The sequence below is a fragment of the Bradyrhizobium tropiciagri genome, from assembly GCF_018130505.1.
Taxonomy (GTDB): domain Bacteria; phylum Pseudomonadota; class Alphaproteobacteria; order Rhizobiales; family Xanthobacteraceae; genus Bradyrhizobium; species Bradyrhizobium tropiciagri_B.
In genome coordinates this window covers 1-14164 of record NZ_JAFCKH010000001.1, presented here as the reverse complement: position 1 = coordinate 14164, position 14164 = coordinate 1, and the positions used below count along the sequence as shown (strand labels likewise).

The 14164-nt window shown below is 66.3% G+C and carries 13 protein-coding genes; 7 read left to right on the top strand and 6 right to left on the bottom strand.

All coding sequences use genetic code 11. The features are described from left to right. Positions 1–267 precede the first annotated feature (267 nt). From JQ633_RS00065 to JQ633_RS00055, 3 genes are read left to right on the top strand one after another with little or no spacing between them, the layout of a single operon-like run. Positions 268–2283, top strand: coding sequence for a GAF domain-containing sensor histidine kinase (locus JQ633_RS00065; protein WP_211981061.1), 2016 nt, complete (start codon positions 268–270; stop codon positions 2281–2283). 2 nt (positions 2284–2285) lie between these two features. After that, complete coding sequence (locus JQ633_RS00060; RefSeq protein ID WP_211981060.1) at positions 2286–2675, top strand: response regulator; 390 nt, start codon at positions 2286–2288, stop codon at positions 2673–2675. Then, the gene (locus tag JQ633_RS00055; protein WP_211981059.1) at positions 2672–3922 is read left to right on the top strand and encodes an adenylate/guanylate cyclase domain-containing protein; all 1251 of its coding nucleotides are present in this window, start codon (positions 2672–2674) and stop codon (positions 3920–3922) included. Before JQ633_RS00060 ends, JQ633_RS00055 begins: the two co-directional genes overlap by 4 nt. A 22-nt stretch (positions 3923–3944) precedes the next feature. On the opposite strand, the gene JQ633_RS00050 is transcribed toward JQ633_RS00055, so the two are convergent. Beyond that, entirely contained in the window at positions 3945–5543 is a 1599-nt protein-coding gene (locus JQ633_RS00050; RefSeq protein ID WP_211981058.1) for an MDR family MFS transporter, read from the bottom strand. A 159-nt stretch (positions 5544–5702) separates the two neighbouring features. Next, complete coding sequence (locus tag JQ633_RS00045; RefSeq protein ID WP_211981057.1) at positions 5703–6239, bottom strand: YcgN family cysteine cluster protein; 537 nt, start codon at positions 6237–6239, stop codon at positions 5703–5705. A 276-nt stretch (positions 6240–6515) separates the two neighbouring features. Between JQ633_RS00045 and JQ633_RS00040 the strand changes: the two genes are divergently transcribed. From JQ633_RS00040 to JQ633_RS00030, 3 genes are read left to right on the top strand one after another with little or no spacing between them, the layout of a single operon-like run. Beyond that, on the top strand, positions 6516–8813 hold the full coding sequence (locus JQ633_RS00040; RefSeq protein WP_211981056.1) for a transglycosylase domain-containing protein: 2298 nt from the start codon (positions 6516–6518) through the stop codon (positions 8811–8813). 1 nt (position 8814) lies between these two features. After that, a complete protein-coding gene (locus JQ633_RS00035) occupies positions 8815–9393 on the top strand; it encodes a DUF1214 domain-containing protein (protein WP_211981055.1) in 579 nt (192 codons plus the stop codon). Further along, positions 9390–10013 (top strand): DUF1254 domain-containing protein, encoded by a 624-nt coding sequence (locus tag JQ633_RS00030; RefSeq protein WP_211981054.1) that lies wholly within the window; start codon positions 9390–9392, stop codon positions 10011–10013. Before JQ633_RS00035 ends, JQ633_RS00030 begins: the two co-directional genes overlap by 4 nt. Positions 10014–10039: 26 nt before the next feature. On the opposite strand, the gene JQ633_RS00025 is transcribed toward JQ633_RS00030, so the two are convergent. Together JQ633_RS00025 and JQ633_RS00020 are read right to left on the bottom strand one after the other, a co-directional pair. Then, positions 10040–10792: a hypothetical protein gene (locus JQ633_RS00025; RefSeq protein ID WP_249158652.1), complete on the bottom strand. Its 753-nt coding sequence runs from the start codon at positions 10790–10792 to the stop codon at positions 10040–10042. A gap of 17 nt (positions 10793–10809) precedes the next feature. After that, on the bottom strand, positions 10810–11004 hold the full coding sequence (locus JQ633_RS00020) for a hypothetical protein (RefSeq protein ID WP_211981053.1): 195 nt from the start codon (positions 11002–11004) through the stop codon (positions 10810–10812). Positions 11005–11298: 294 nt separating this feature from the next. Here JQ633_RS00020 and JQ633_RS00015 point away from each other — a divergent pair, with 294 nt between their 5' ends. Next, positions 11299–12231: a DUF2336 domain-containing protein gene (locus JQ633_RS00015; protein WP_249158650.1), complete on the top strand. Its 933-nt coding sequence runs from the start codon at positions 11299–11301 to the stop codon at positions 12229–12231. Here the strand turns inward: JQ633_RS00015 and JQ633_RS00010 are convergent. Together JQ633_RS00010 and JQ633_RS00005 are read right to left on the bottom strand one after the other, a co-directional pair. Continuing rightward, the gene (locus JQ633_RS00010; RefSeq protein ID WP_211981050.1) at positions 12228–12572 is read right to left on the bottom strand and encodes a DUF1491 family protein; all 345 of its coding nucleotides are present in this window, start codon (positions 12570–12572) and stop codon (positions 12228–12230) included. The two genes, JQ633_RS00015 and JQ633_RS00010, sit on opposite strands and share 4 nt — an antisense overlap. A gap of 159 nt (positions 12573–12731) precedes the next feature. Continuing rightward, the gene (locus tag JQ633_RS00005; RefSeq protein WP_211981049.1) at positions 12732–14084 is read right to left on the bottom strand and encodes an ISNCY family transposase; all 1353 of its coding nucleotides are present in this window, start codon (positions 14082–14084) and stop codon (positions 12732–12734) included. Between the last annotated feature and the right edge of the window lie 80 nt (positions 14085–14164).

The following is a 14164-nucleotide window of genomic DNA, read 5'->3' as shown; positions in this document are numbered from 1 at the left end:
CCGCTTTCGCGGGTGATGACACCGCGTCGTTTGGCAGGCGGGGTGTGCGCCCATCCCGCCCCCGAACATACGCAAGAAATTGACCGCAATCCCGCGACAATCGCGATCCCGTTCCGGCTTGCCGGGCGCCCGATTTTGGCGCTAAAGCCGCTGGCGCGGGCTTCGAATCCCGGCGGGAAATCCGATGATTTTACCTGCCCGGGTGTTTCGCCGCCCATGCATCGCGCCCGCTCGCTTCGCGGCGCCGAACCGGTGAATGACCAGCCCATGGACGCCGATCAGAGGCGCAGGATCGACGAGCTCGAGCGGCGGCTGCAATCCGCGGCGGCGGAGGCCGGCCGCCTGCAAGCCGAGCTGGCAGCGGCGCGCGATCGCGAAGCCCAGGCGCTGGAATGGCAGACCGCGACCGCCGAGATCCTGAAGGTCATCGCCGCCTCGCCGTCCGACGCGCAGCCGGCGTTCGAGGCGATCGCGTCGAATGCCAAGCGGCTGCTGCACGGCTTCTCGGCCACCGTGCTGCGCTTCATCGGCGATGAGCTGCATCTGGTGGCCTACACGCCGACCAGTCCCGAGGCCGACGCCGGCCTGCGGGCCTCGTTCCCGCGCCACATCGCCGACTTCCCGACCTTCGCGCTGGTGCGCGGCGGAAAGACCGTGCAATTCCCCGACAGCGAAGCCGGCGAAGTTCCCGAGCCGAACCGGCGGCTCGCCCGCCTGCGCGGCTTTCGCAGCGTCTTGTTCACGCCGCTGATGAACCGCGGAACGGCGGTCGGCATGATCAGCATCACGCGCGCCGAGCCCGGTGCCTTTTCGGACCACCACGTGCAGTTGCTGCAGACTTTCGCCGATCAGGCGGTGATCGCGATCGAGAACGCGCGGCTGTTCAACGAGACGCGCGAGGCGCTGGAGCGGCAGACCGCGACCGCCGGGATCCTCAACGCCATCGCCAGCTCTCCTACCGATGTGCGGCCGGTGTTCGACGCCATCTCGGAAAGCGCACGGCGCCTGCTCGCCGGGCAAACCGCGCTGGTGACGCGGGTGGTCGGCGACATGCTGCATCTGGCGGCATGCACGGCCGGCAGTCCGGAAGGCGACGAAGAGATCAGAATCTCCTTCCCTGCACCGCTCGCCTCGCCGGGGATCCACAGCCGTGCCGCAGAGACCGGGACCATTGCCTTCCGCACCGATATCGAGAGCGAGCCCGACGTCTCCCAGGCCATCAAGGACATGGCGCGCGCGCGGGGTTATCGCAGCATCCTGGTGGTGCCGATGCTCCGCGAAGGCGTTCCGATCGGCACCATCGGGGTCTCGCGCGCCGAGCCGGGCGCGTTCCCCGAAGCCCAGATCAACCTGCTCAAGACCTTCGCCGACCAGGCGGTGATCGCGATCGAGAATGCGCGGCTGTTCGAGCAGTTGCAGGCGCGCACCGCCGAGCTGGCGAAATCCCTCGACGATCTGCGCGCTGCGCAGGACCGCCTGGTGCAGACCGAGAAGCTCGCCTCGCTCGGCCAGCTCACCGCCGGCATTGCGCATGAGATCAAGAATCCGCTCAACTTCGTCAACAATTTCGCCGCGCTCTCGGCCGAGCTGACCGATGAGTTGAACGCAGCGCTGGTGCCGCTCGCGCTGGCGGACGATGCTCGTGGTGAAATCGACGAGCTCACCGGGCTGCTAAAGGGCAACCTGCAGAAGATCGTCCAGCACGGCAAGCGCGCCGATTCCATCGTCAAGAACATGCTGCTGCATTCGCGCAGCGGCAGCGGCGAGCACCGGCCGACCGACGTCAACGCGCTGGTCGAGGAGAGCCTCAACCTCGCCTATCACGGTGCCCGCGCCGAGACGCCGCAATTCAACGTCACCCTCGTGCGGGCATTCGATCCGCAGGCCGGAGCAGTCGAAGTGTTCCCGCAGGAGATCACGCGGGTGCTGCTCAACCTGATCTCGAACGGCTTCTATGCCGTCGGCAAGCGCAAGGGCCAGAACGGCGGCGAATTCGAGCCCACGGTGAGCGCCAGCACGCAGAGCCGCGGCGACCATGTCGAGATCCGCATTCGCGACAACGGCGTCGGCATTCCGGACGCGGTCAAGGACAAGATGTTCAACCCGTTCTTCACGACCAAGCCGCCGGGCGAAGGCACCGGCCTCGGACTCTCCATGAGTCACGATATCATCGTGAAGCAACATGGCGGCAGGATCGAGGTCGCGACCGAACCCGGCGAGTTCACCGAGTTCACCATCCTGCTGCCGCGCCGAAGCAATTTTTCGAACAGTACCGGGGAATGACAGTGAGTGTATTGGTTCTGGTGGTGGATGATGAGCCGGACATCGAGATCCTGTTCCGGCAGCAATTCCGCCGCGACCTGCGCGCCCAGCGCTTCATGATGGATTTCGCCCATTCGGCGCCGCAGGCATTGAGCCGGATCGGCGATACCGGCGAGCGGACGCTGATCCTGATCCTTTCCGACATCAACATGCCCGGCATGAGCGGGCTGGAGATGCTGCCGGAGGTGCGCGCGCGGCGGCCCGACGTTCCCGTGATCATGATCACGGCCTATGGCGATGCCGAAACGCGCAGGAAGGCGCTGGAGCGCGGTGCCGAGGGGCTGCTGACCAAGCCGATCGATTTCGGCCAGGTCCGCCAGGAGATCGAGGCGAGACTGGATCAGGCCGCATGACCTCCACCGTTCTCGTTGTCGACGACGAGCCCGATCTGGAGGCGCTCGTCCTGCAGAAGTTCCGCCGCCAGATCCGCGACCGGCGCATCGACTTCGTGTTCGCGCGCGACGGCGTCGAGGCGCTGCAGTCGATCGACCGGCATCCCCATGTCGATCTCGTCGTGCTCGACATCAACATGCCGCGGATGGACGGCCTGTCGCTGCTGGCCAAGCTGCAGGAGCGCGAGGACAAGAAGTCGGCAATCATCGTCTCGGCCTATGGCGACATGAGCAACATCCGCACCGCGATGAATCGCGGCGCGTTCGACTTCCTGACCAAGCCGATCGATTTCGCCGACCTGGAAGCGACCATCCTGAAGACGCTCGGCCACATCGAGGTGCTGCGCGAGGCGCGGCGGCGCCAGGCGGAAGCCGAGCGCGCCCACGCCTCGCTGTCGCGCTATTTCTCGCCCGAACTCGCAAGGCGCCTCGCCGCCGGCGACGACGATGATGACATGCAGGTGCGCTGGCGCGACGTCGCCGTCATCTTCACCGACATCACCGGCTTCACCTCGCTGGTCGAGACCGCTGAGGCCGAAGTGCTCGCGGAGTTGCTCAACGAATATGTCGGTGGCCTGACCGATGTCGTGTTCGCCCATGACGGGACGGTGGCGAAGGTGATCGGCGATGCGATCCAGGTGCTGTTCAACGCACCGGACGACCAGGCCGACTACGCGACCCGCGCGATCGCCTGCGCGCAGGCGCTCGATCAGTGGGCGGAGGCGTTTCGCGCCCGCTGGAAGCAGAAGGGCGTCGATTTCGGCGCGACGCGGATCGGCGTGCATGCCGGCCCAGCGCTGGTCGGCAATTTCGGCGGCAGCCGCTACTTCGACTACACGGCCTATGGCGACACCATCAACACCGCCGCCAGGCTGGAGGCCGCCAACAAGGCGCTGGGCACCCGGATCTGCGTCAGCGACAGCGTCGCGAACGCGGCACAGGATTTCAAGGGACGGCCAATCGGCGATCTCGTCTTGCGCGGCCGCAGCGAACCGCTGCGCGCACACGAGCCGTTACCGGCGTCGACATTCGACGCGCCGGCCACGACGCAATATGCGAGCGCCTTTGCCAAACTGGAGTCGGAGGACGCCGCGGCGATGCCGGCCTTCGCCGCTCTGGTCGGCGTGCATGCCGACGATCCGCTCGCGAGTTATCACCTGCGGCGGCTGCTCAACGGCGCCAGGGGCACCCGCATCCGGCTGGAGTGACCGCGCGGTGAGCCGGGAGGCCCTACTCCGCCATCTCGGCCGGCGGCATCGCCGGCCCCGCGAGCGGACGCTCTTCCATGATGATCATGCAGATCGACGCGGTCGTCAGCAACACGGCGGCCGCAGCGAACACGTAGCGGAACGCGGTGACCATATCGGCGACCGGGATCGCGCTGACCGCTCCCGCGGCATGATGCTCGCTGGCGAGCGAGATGTCGGAGCCCAGCATCGTCAGCAGGATCGTGGTGAAGGCCGCGACCGTGAACGACGCCATCAGCGCGCGGAAGAAGTTCATCGCGCCGGTGACGGTGCCGACCTGCGCCCGCGCCACCGAATTCTGCAGCGACACCACGCTGATCGGGAACGTGGTGCCGAGCCCGAGCGCGAACACGCCCATCAGCATCAGCAATCCCCACAGCGGCAACGTCGTCACCGCCATGCCGGCAGCACAGATCGCGGCGACCGAAGTGCCGACGATCGCGACGCGCTTGTAGTGCTTGGCCTTCGCCATGGTCCGTCCGGCGATCGCGGCCCCGCAGGTCGAGATCGCCGCGAGCGGGATCAGCGCGAGGCCGGCCTCGCTGGCGCTGAGGTGATAGACCACCTCATAATACAGCGGCAGATGCACGGTGAGGCCGACGATGGCGCCGAGCGCGCAGCCGCCCGCACACATCGCGAACGGCACCACGGAGCCGCCGAGCAGCGACAGCGGCAGGAACGGCTCGTCGGCGCGGCGCGCATGCCAGACGAAGGCGCCGGCAAGCGCGATCGAGGCCCCGAGCATCGCGGTGATGGTCGGCGACAGCCAGGAGAAGCGGGTACCGCCCCAGGTCAGCACCAGCATGAACACGACGGCGGACGCCATCAGCAGGATGCCGCCGAGCCAGTCGACCTCGCGCTTGCGGTGGAACACCGGAATCTTCTTCATCTTCGGCAGCAGAAGCGCAAGTCCAGCCGCCGCCAGCGGCAGGTTGATCCAGAAGATCATCGACCAGTGCAGATGCTCGGCGAACACGCCGCCGATCACCGGGCCGAGAATGCCGCCGGCCATCCAGACGCTGGAAAAATAGGCCTGGTAACGGCCGCGCTCGCGCGGAGAGACGACGTCGGAGATCACAGTCTGAACGACGGGCATGATGCCGCCGCCGCCGAGCCCCTGCAGGCCGCGGGCGAGGATCAGCGTCGTCATGCTCGGCGCGATCGCGCACAGCACAGAGCCGACCACGAACAGGCTGAGCGAGGTGATGATCATGGCGCGGCGGCCATAGATGTCGCTCAAGGTGCCGAACACCGGCGCCACCGCGGTGGACGCCAGGAGATAGGATGTGATGACCCAGGACAGGTTGGTGACGTCGCCGAACTGGCGGCCGATGGTCGGCAGCGCGGTCGCGACGATGGTCTGGTCGAGCGCGGCGAGGAACATCGTCAGCATCAGGCTGATGACGATGGTGCGGACTTCGTCGTGCGTGAGCGGGACCGGGGGTGCCAGCGGCGGCGCGTCGCTGAGTTCGATCACCTCGCTCGGGAGGCGGGACAGCTCTGCGGCGATGTCACCAGGGACGTCTTGCGGCAACGTTTCTTGGTCGGCAGGAAAACGGCTCTGCCGTTCATACTTGTTCATTTGAGGCGTAAATCTGCTGCGCGAGCCCGCGCCCGCGATGGAATCATTCTCAATTTCGAATGTATGCTGCAACGCGATGCTGAGGCAGGTGGCTCGGCGCATGGGTGCATCCCGCCCCGGCGTCCTCGCGCCGATGTGATGCAAGCAGCCGTGATCGCGTCACGCTTTGGACGTCTTGCCCAACACCCTCGGCCGCTTCTTCAGCTTTGCTTGTCTCGGCAGCAGTCCGGGCCAACGCACGATGTGATCCTCGAGGTCGGCATCATTGACGTCGATCTCGGTGCCCTCCACCCGGCCGCGCACCGAAACGCCGGCTTCATGGACGGTGTTGGGATCGCCGGAGATCAGCGGGTGCCACCAATAGAGGTCGCGCCCCTCGGCCACGAGACGATAGCCGCAGCTCGGCGGCAGCCAGTTCAGGGTGCGGACGTTCTCAGGCGTCAGGCGGACGCAGTCCGGAACCTTGTCGGAGCGGTTCTGGTAGTCCTTGCAGGTACACAGACCGGAATCGAGCAGCTTGCAGGAGATATGGGTGAAGTAGATCTTCCCGGTGTCCTCATCCTCGAGCTTCTCCAGGCAGCAACGCGCACAGCCGTCACACAGGCTCTCCCATTCGGCGTTGGACATCTCTTCCAACGTCTTGGTTTTCCAGAAGAATCCCTCCTGGTCCGACTGGCGTTTGGGCGGTGCGGTCATGATTCCCTGTTTAAGGCCGATGCGGCTCGTTTTGGGGTGCCGCAGGGACGCGCGCAAGGGGGTGGTTTTGCGGGGCTGCAAAAGGCGGTGGGCAGCGTTAGCCCTCTCATTAAATTCACAAGGCCCGCCATTGGTTTATGGCAGCCGCTCGGATAGAACAACGAACGAGTGCCCAACGACGCAAAAACGCCTTGGGTTTGCCGCAACATCCAAGCAAGACGCGCGTCGGCGCCGCTTTTGGCGCCTGCAGCACTGTCGAACTGATCAAGGGCCCCGGTGCGCCAGATCCTACCGCCGCATTGGAAGCAGAACGTCCGGAACTTTTTCCTGGACCTCGACGCGCGCTTCGGCGCGACCCTGTTCGCGTCGGGCCGCGGCCTGCGCGAGCTGTTCGAGCGCTACTCTACCTTCATGGACCGCTTCTATGTCGGCCGCTGGAAGCGCTGGGTGTTCATCGAGCCGCTGTCGGAGGCCGCGACGCTTGGGCTCGGCGGCATGATCCTGCTGCTGACGCTGGCGATCCCTGCGTTTCGCGAGACCGCCGACGAGGACTGGCTGAAGAAATCCGACCTCGCGGTGACCTTCCTCGACCGCTACGGCAATCCGATCGGCAGCCGCGGCATCAAGCATAACGACTCGATTCCGCTGGAAGACTTTCCGGACAACCTGATCAAGGCGACGCTGGCGACCGAAGACCGCCGCTTCTACGACCATTTCGGCATCGACATCCCGGGCCTCGCCCGCGCGCTCGTCACCAACGCGCAGGCTGGCGGCGTCCGCCAGGGCGGCTCGTCGATCACCCAGCAGCTCGCCAAGAACCTGTTCCTCAACAATGAGCGCACCATCGAGCGCAAGGTGAAGGAAGCCTTCCTCGCGATCTGGCTGGAGACGCGCCTCACCAAGAACGAGATCCTGAAGCTCTATCTCGACCGCGCCTATATGGGCGGCGGCACCTTCGGCGTCGACGGCGCGGCGCACTTCTACTTCAACAAGTCGGTGCGCGACGTGAACCTCGCGGAAGCCGCGATGCTCGCCGGTCTGTTCAAGGCGCCGACCAAATACGCCCCGCACATCAACCTGCCCGCGGCGCGCGCCCGCGCCAACGTCGTGCTCGATAATCTGGTCGATGCCGGCTTCATGACCGAGGGCCAGGTGTTCGGCGCCCGCCGCAATCCGGCGGTGGCGGTCGACCGACGCGATGAGAATTCGCCGAACTACTATCTCGACTACGCCTTCGACGAGATGCGCAAGCTGGTCGACACCTTCCCGAAATCCTACACCGAGCGCGTCTTCGTGGTCCGCACCGCGATCGACATGAACGTGCAGCACGCGGCCGAGGAAGCGATCGAGAACCAGCTGCGCCAGTTCGGGCGCGACTATCACGCGACGCAGGCGGCAACCGTGGTGTCGGATCTCGACGGCGGCATCCGCGCCATGGTCGGCGGCCGCGACTACGGCGCGAGCCAGTTCAACCGCGCCACCGACGCCTATCGCCAGCCGGGCTCGTCGTTCAAGCCCTATGTCTACACCACCGCGCTGCTGAACGGCTTCACGCCGAACTCGAAGATCGTCGACGGCCCGGTGTGCATCGGCAATTGGTGCCCGCAGAACTATGGCCACTCCTATTCCGGCTCGGTGACGCTGACGCAGGCGATCACCCGCTCGATCAACGTGGTTCCGGTAAAACTGTCGATCATGATGGGCGGCAAGGAAGGGCCGAAGGCCGGCCGCGCCAAGATCATCGAGGTGGCGCGCCGCTTCGGCCTCAAGGCGCCGCTGCCCGACACGCCGTCGCTGCCGATCGGCTCCGACGAAGTCACGGTGCTCGAGCACGCGGTCGCCTACGCGACCTTCCCGAACCGGGGCAAGTCGGTGACGCCGCACTCGGTGCTGGAGGTGCGCACCGGCGCCGGCGACCTGGTGTGGCGCTGGGATCGCGACGGGCCGAAGCCGAAGCAGGCGATTCCGCCGAACATCGCCGCCGACATGGCCGGCATGATGAGCCACGTGGTCAGCGAAGGCACCGCGCGCCGTGCCGCGCTCGACGGCATTCCGACCGCGGGCAAGACCGGCACCACCAACGCCTATCGCGACGCCTGGTTCGTCGGCTATACCGGCAACTTCACCTGCGCGGTCTGGTACGGCAATGACGACTACTCGCCGACCAACCGCATGACCGGCGGCTCGCTGCCGGCGCAGACCTGGCACGATATCATGGTCACGGCGCATCAGGGCGTCGAGGTGCGCGAGCTCGTCGGCGTCGGCATGGGCCAGAAGCTGCCGCAGCCAACGCAGGCCAATGCGCAGGCGAACGCGGCGCCGAAGGTGCTGGAGACCAAGCCGGGTCCGCCGCCGGTGCTGACCAAGCGCGGCGCCGATGTCCTGGTGCGGGTCGAGAAGCTGCTCGACGACGCGGCGAGGACTGCTGAAAAGAACACCGGCAAGACCACGCTGAACGATCCATCCAACACCGGCAAATCGGAATCCTCGAGCGCGCTCGCCTTCCCCGAGAATTACATCGCCGCGGCCGGGCCGGACGGCACCCCCACCGCGACCGTGCCACGCAAGAACTGACGTGCGGCTGCTTCTCACCACCCTGCTGGCGCTCGTGATCGCCGCCGCCGTCGGGCTCGGCCTGACCTACGCCACCGCGACGCGCGGCACCGATCTCGGCACACTGAAGATCGGCGCGTGGACCGCGCGGCCGAAGAACGGCACCTCCGACGTCGACCCCTACTCGCGCGCCACCATCGCGCGCAGCGGCGAGCTGCCGATCGGCACCGGAGACGGCATCTCCTTCTCGGCGACATCAGACGACAAGAACAAGCCGCTCGACGGCCGCTGCGACGTCGTCGTCAGCGGCGTCACCCCTGCGGCGCGGTTCTGGACGCTGACGCTGTTCGACCGCAAGGGCCATCTGGTCGCGAACGCGCTGCAGCGCTACGGCTTCACCAGCCAGGAGATCATCCGCGCCTCCGACGGGACCTTCGAGATCCACATCGCCTCGCGCTCGCGCACCGGCAACTGGCTGCCAACAGGTGGCATCGAGCGCTATGCGCTGATGCTGCGCCTCTACGACACGCCGGTCGGGGTGGCGACGCGGACGCAGCGCGACGCGCCGATGCCGGCGATCACGACGACGGGCTGCAAATGATCCGAATCGTGTTCACCATCCTGGCGGGCGTGCTGCTTGGCGGCGTGGTCCATCTCGTCAGCGTGCTGGCGCTGCCGCGGATCGCCTCGCAGGACGCCTATTCGCGGCTGACGCCGATGACGAAACTGAACGAGGTGACGCAGCTGCCGCTGGCCGATCCGAACAACTCGCCGCTGCCGCTGATGGATCCGGCCTTCGCGATGGCGATCTGCCGCTACGATCTCTCCGGTGGGCCGATCAAGCTCACCGTGCCGGTGAGCCAAGCCTATACCTCGGTATCGTTCTACACCCGCAACGAGGTCGCCTACTACGCCATCAACGACCGCTCCGCCGGCAAGAAGGTGATCGAGCTCGACCTGATGACCGAGGCGCAGCACAACGACCTGCCGGAAGACGAGGAAGTCACCGCGGCCGACCGGCTGATCATCGACTCGCCGACCTCGACCGGACTGATCCTGTTGAAGGCGCTGGCGCCGGAGCCCGGCCTGATGCCGCAGGCCCAGGCCTCGCTCGCAGCCTCGACCTGCAAGGTGCAGAGCGAGCCGGTCGCGGCCAAGCAGGAGCCGCCGCCACAGCCCGCCCCTGCCCCGGCGCCGCCGCCTCCGGCGCGCAAGCGCTAGCCCGCACCGAGGCAAGCGAAGCGGGCCTACCCCTTCGTCACCACCCCTGCCACCGCTCCCTGGCAGGCGGACAACTGTACGGTGCCGGCGAGCCGGGCGAGTTCGTTGATCTGACGTTCGGCGTCGGCAGCCATGCCGTCCGGTGCCTGGATCACCAGCCGTTCCAGTGCCCAGCGATAGGACGCGATGCGCCGCTGCAGGGCCTGCTGCACCCATTGCACGATCAACGCGTTCTCTTCGATCCGCGCGACCGCATCCGCACGTTCGCGCGGCGATACGTCCGCGATCACCCTGAGGCTCGCGCTGCGCCTGCAGTCCAGTTCGAGCACCTGGGCCGCGATGGCGAAGAACGGCTCGAAGCGGGTGATGTCGTCACGGACGTCGTCGACCAAGAGCGAGTAGCGCGAGGCGAACGAGCGGTGCGGCTCGTCGATCAGGTTGCGGCCATAGGCGGTGCGGTCGAACACCACGTTCTGTCGCCATGGCGCCGGCAGCTTCTGGTAGTCTCCGAACACGCTCTTCCACGCCGGGCGCGACAGCGGCGGCTCGATGAACTGGTAGGCGAGATCGCGCAACTGCCGCTCATGCTCGGTGAGCTGAAATTGCGATGACTTCATGCCGATGCTGTTGGTCGCCTCGGTGCCGAGCCAGCGGTGCATGTCGTCGTTGCGGAAGTCGGCGCGGGTGCGGCCGAAATCACCGCCGCTGCAGCCGGCAAGCGCCGCGCCCGCCAACAGCAGGATCAGCGCCGGAAAGATCGGCTGCGCACGGCGCGGCATCGCACGATATCCCGCGATCAGGATCGCCGGCGGCGACGGCGGCCCGGTGCAGTCCCCTCTTCCGGTCCGCGACCCCCGCCGGTCTCCTCGGCGGTGCGTTCGATCCGGACGACGGGAAGGATCAGCACGGTACCCACGCGTTCGCTTGCGCCGTCCATCACGCTCGGCCGCCGCGTAGCCGCATCCGCCGGAAATTCAATGATGGTGCCCATGTTCCCCTCTGGCCCCCACGCGGACGTGATTTGCCCCGCGCAGGCGTCAGTTAAGAACGCGCATGGTTAATGGTATCTTAAGCCTCCGGCACGGACGGCTACGGATATCGCGCTGTGCCTTAAGGGACACGTGCAAATCCGAGCGTTCGCCTTCACGAGCTGTTTTCCTTAACTGCCCCTTAAAGCAACCCGCCTAAGCTCCCAGCTGCACACGGTTTTCGAAACTGAATCCTTATCCAGTCGCGTACGCCTGAAATGAGCGCAGCTCCATTGTTTCCGGGTTTCGATGGGCTGATGACGCTCTCGCGTCGCGAAGGCGTCGACATCCGCCCGACGCTGCTGCGCGTCCTGACCGACCTTTATGTGCAGGCCAGCGCCCACTCCGCGGACGAAGAGCAGCAATTCGTCGAGTTGACCTCGCGCCTGATCGACGAAGTCGATGACGCGACGCGCGCCGCGGTTCGCGCGCGGCTTGCTGTCTATCCCGCCACGCCCGCCAGGATCATCGACAAGCTCGGCCTGCGGCGCGCCGCTCCCGGCGAGGCCATGCCGGCGGCCGCGCCGATCCCCGCCGCCGCCCCACCCGCGCCGCCGGTCAGGCTGCCGACCGAAGCTCAGCAGCGGATGGCCGCGAGCCTTGCGATGCGGCCGAACGATGCCGCCGAGATCGCCGACATGTTCTTTGCCGCCCGCGCCAGCGAGCGCGCGCAGATCCTGCACAATCTGCAGGAGACGCCGCTGAAGGCCGCGGCACGGCTTCCGGCCGCCCGCGCCGCGCGCGCGATCCACATCCTGGAGATGGCGGCGTTTGCCGAGGATCTCGACAATTTCACGCTCGAGGTCGGCGAAGCGTTGATCCTGCCGTCGCGGATCGCCGCACAGGTGGTGAACGATCCCGGCGGCGAGCCGCTCGCCTGCGCGATGCGCGCGCTCGACATGTCGGGCGCCGCGTTCCAGCGCATCCTGATGTTCCTCAATCCAGACGCGGGCTCGTCGGTCAACTATGTCTACCGGCTGTCGCGGCTCTACGATCGTCTGAGCGAACGCTCGGCGCTGGTGCTGCTGGCCGCCTGGCGCGGCTCCACCATGGCGGTGGCGCGCGGCAAGTATCGCGCCTCGCTCTACGACGACGAACGCCATCACGCGCGCGCGGCATCCTCGCTGACACGGCCGGCGGTGCAGCCCGGCAGCGCGCCCGCGATCCGCAGCCAGACATCAAAAAGCTAGCTCTTCGCCAGATCGAGAAAATGCCGCCCGGCGCGATCCTCGGTCTCGACGATCCATGCGTCGGGATCGAAGCGGAGCTCCTTTGCCAATCGCTCCTCGACCGACGGCTCGGGCACCGGCTGCGGCGCGGCCGACACGAACAGACGCTCGACCGGCCGGCCCTCGTCATAGACCGTCTGCGGCGCCGGCACGTACAGCATGGCGTTGCCGTCCATCAGCGCGACCTTGACGAACACGGCACCGGCCTCCTCGGCGCCCTTCTTGCGGACTGCGCCGAACACGCCCTCGGTCTGGCAGCGGCGCAGATAGGCGGCCACCCAAATACTGCTCTTTAATCGCATGCGCCGACCTATAGGGCAGCGATGCGGCCACGTCCAATCACGCAAGTCCGCCGGTGTCCGTAGCGGGTGAAGATGTCGTGTTTTTGTAGCTCGTGATCTGTCGCCTTCGTTTGTGATTTGCAGGTTAGCCGGAAGGCGGGGACGGCTTTCCCTGAATGATCATGCCACGGCTGTTGCGTCGGTTTTAGCCTTTCGGGTGAGTTTCTTTGTTCGACTTGAAGCCCGTTTCTCCGCCCCGACCCGCACGATCTTGGCGGCGGCGCGCGCAGGAGCGGTCAAGGACGCGCGCTTGCGCGCCCGCAAGGGCTTGTCCTTGACGGCTCCGAGCACGCAGCCAGGCTGAGGCGCGTCGGGGCTGATCTGCTGTCCGTTGGCGCTAAACATTGCCAACCGATGCGGTCCGAGGAACACGCTGAGGGTGCCATCGGGATACTCATGTACCCGCACCACGGCCTTGACGAAGTGAGGCCTGAGCCGGCTCTGCGGCAGCTGCAGCCGCCGACCGTTCCATGCAACGGTATTATCGTTGGCGACGGTTCGCTCCTCGATCACACACAGCGCCTCGCGCCAAGCCTCGTGTCGGTCGGCCACGAATGCCGTGCCTTCCTGTTCGGGCCTGATCGCAAACACTGCGTTGTGCCCGGGGATGTAATGCGCCTTCAGCCACGCGTTGGCAGCATCGAGCGTCGTGATCCCGGCAAGCCGCAACTCCTTCGGCAGCCGATCCTGCAAGGTGCCGAACAACCGCTCGGAGCGTCCGCGCGCCTGCGGCGAATAGGCTGCGATATGCTCGATCCCAAGATGCGACAAGGCCCGTCCGACCTGGGTTTGTTGCGTCTTCGAGACCTTCTCGCCGGCTTTAGGGGTAAGGAAATAATGGCTGCCGCGGTCGGTGTAGAGCGCGCAGAACAGGCCATGCTCGCCAATCACTTCGCGCAAGGCTTGGAAGGTCGAGACCGTTCCTTCTTCCTCGACCAGAACCATCGAATAGACCTCGCTGGTCGCATCGTCCATCGTGACGATCAGGTCCATCGCGGGCAGACCTTCGATCCAAGCGTAGCGCGATCCGTCCTGGTGCAGCAGCATGCCCCGAAGCGGCCGGCGCGGGCGCTTCTTGCGGTGCGCCGAACGCTTCGGCGCCTTCCGCACCAGGCCTGCCGCGTGCAGGGCTCGCTTGGTCACCGTATAGCCCAGCATATAGCCATGCCGCTTTTGCAGCTGCTCGTGGAAATGCTTCACCGTGAAGTCCGCGTACTTGTCCCGGAACAGCCCCAGCATCCGCTCAAGCTCTTCCTCCGGCGCTCGCCGTGGCGAGCGGCGACCCATCCGCCGGTCGACAAGCCCGTCATCGCCCTCTGCCTCGTAGCGTTCTGCCCAACGTTGAAATGTCCGCACGCTGATCCCCAGAACCTCTGAAGCCGCCTCCTGCGTCAGCTCCTTGGCCTCCGTCCGCTCCAACAAACTTGAAAACCGCATCCGTCGTACACCTTCGTGAATGGATGCCGTGCCCATCGTGTCCCCCTTGTTCCGGGGCACCGAAAACACGACACTTCACGAGCTACAAACAGGCGACAGATCACGAGCTACTGACA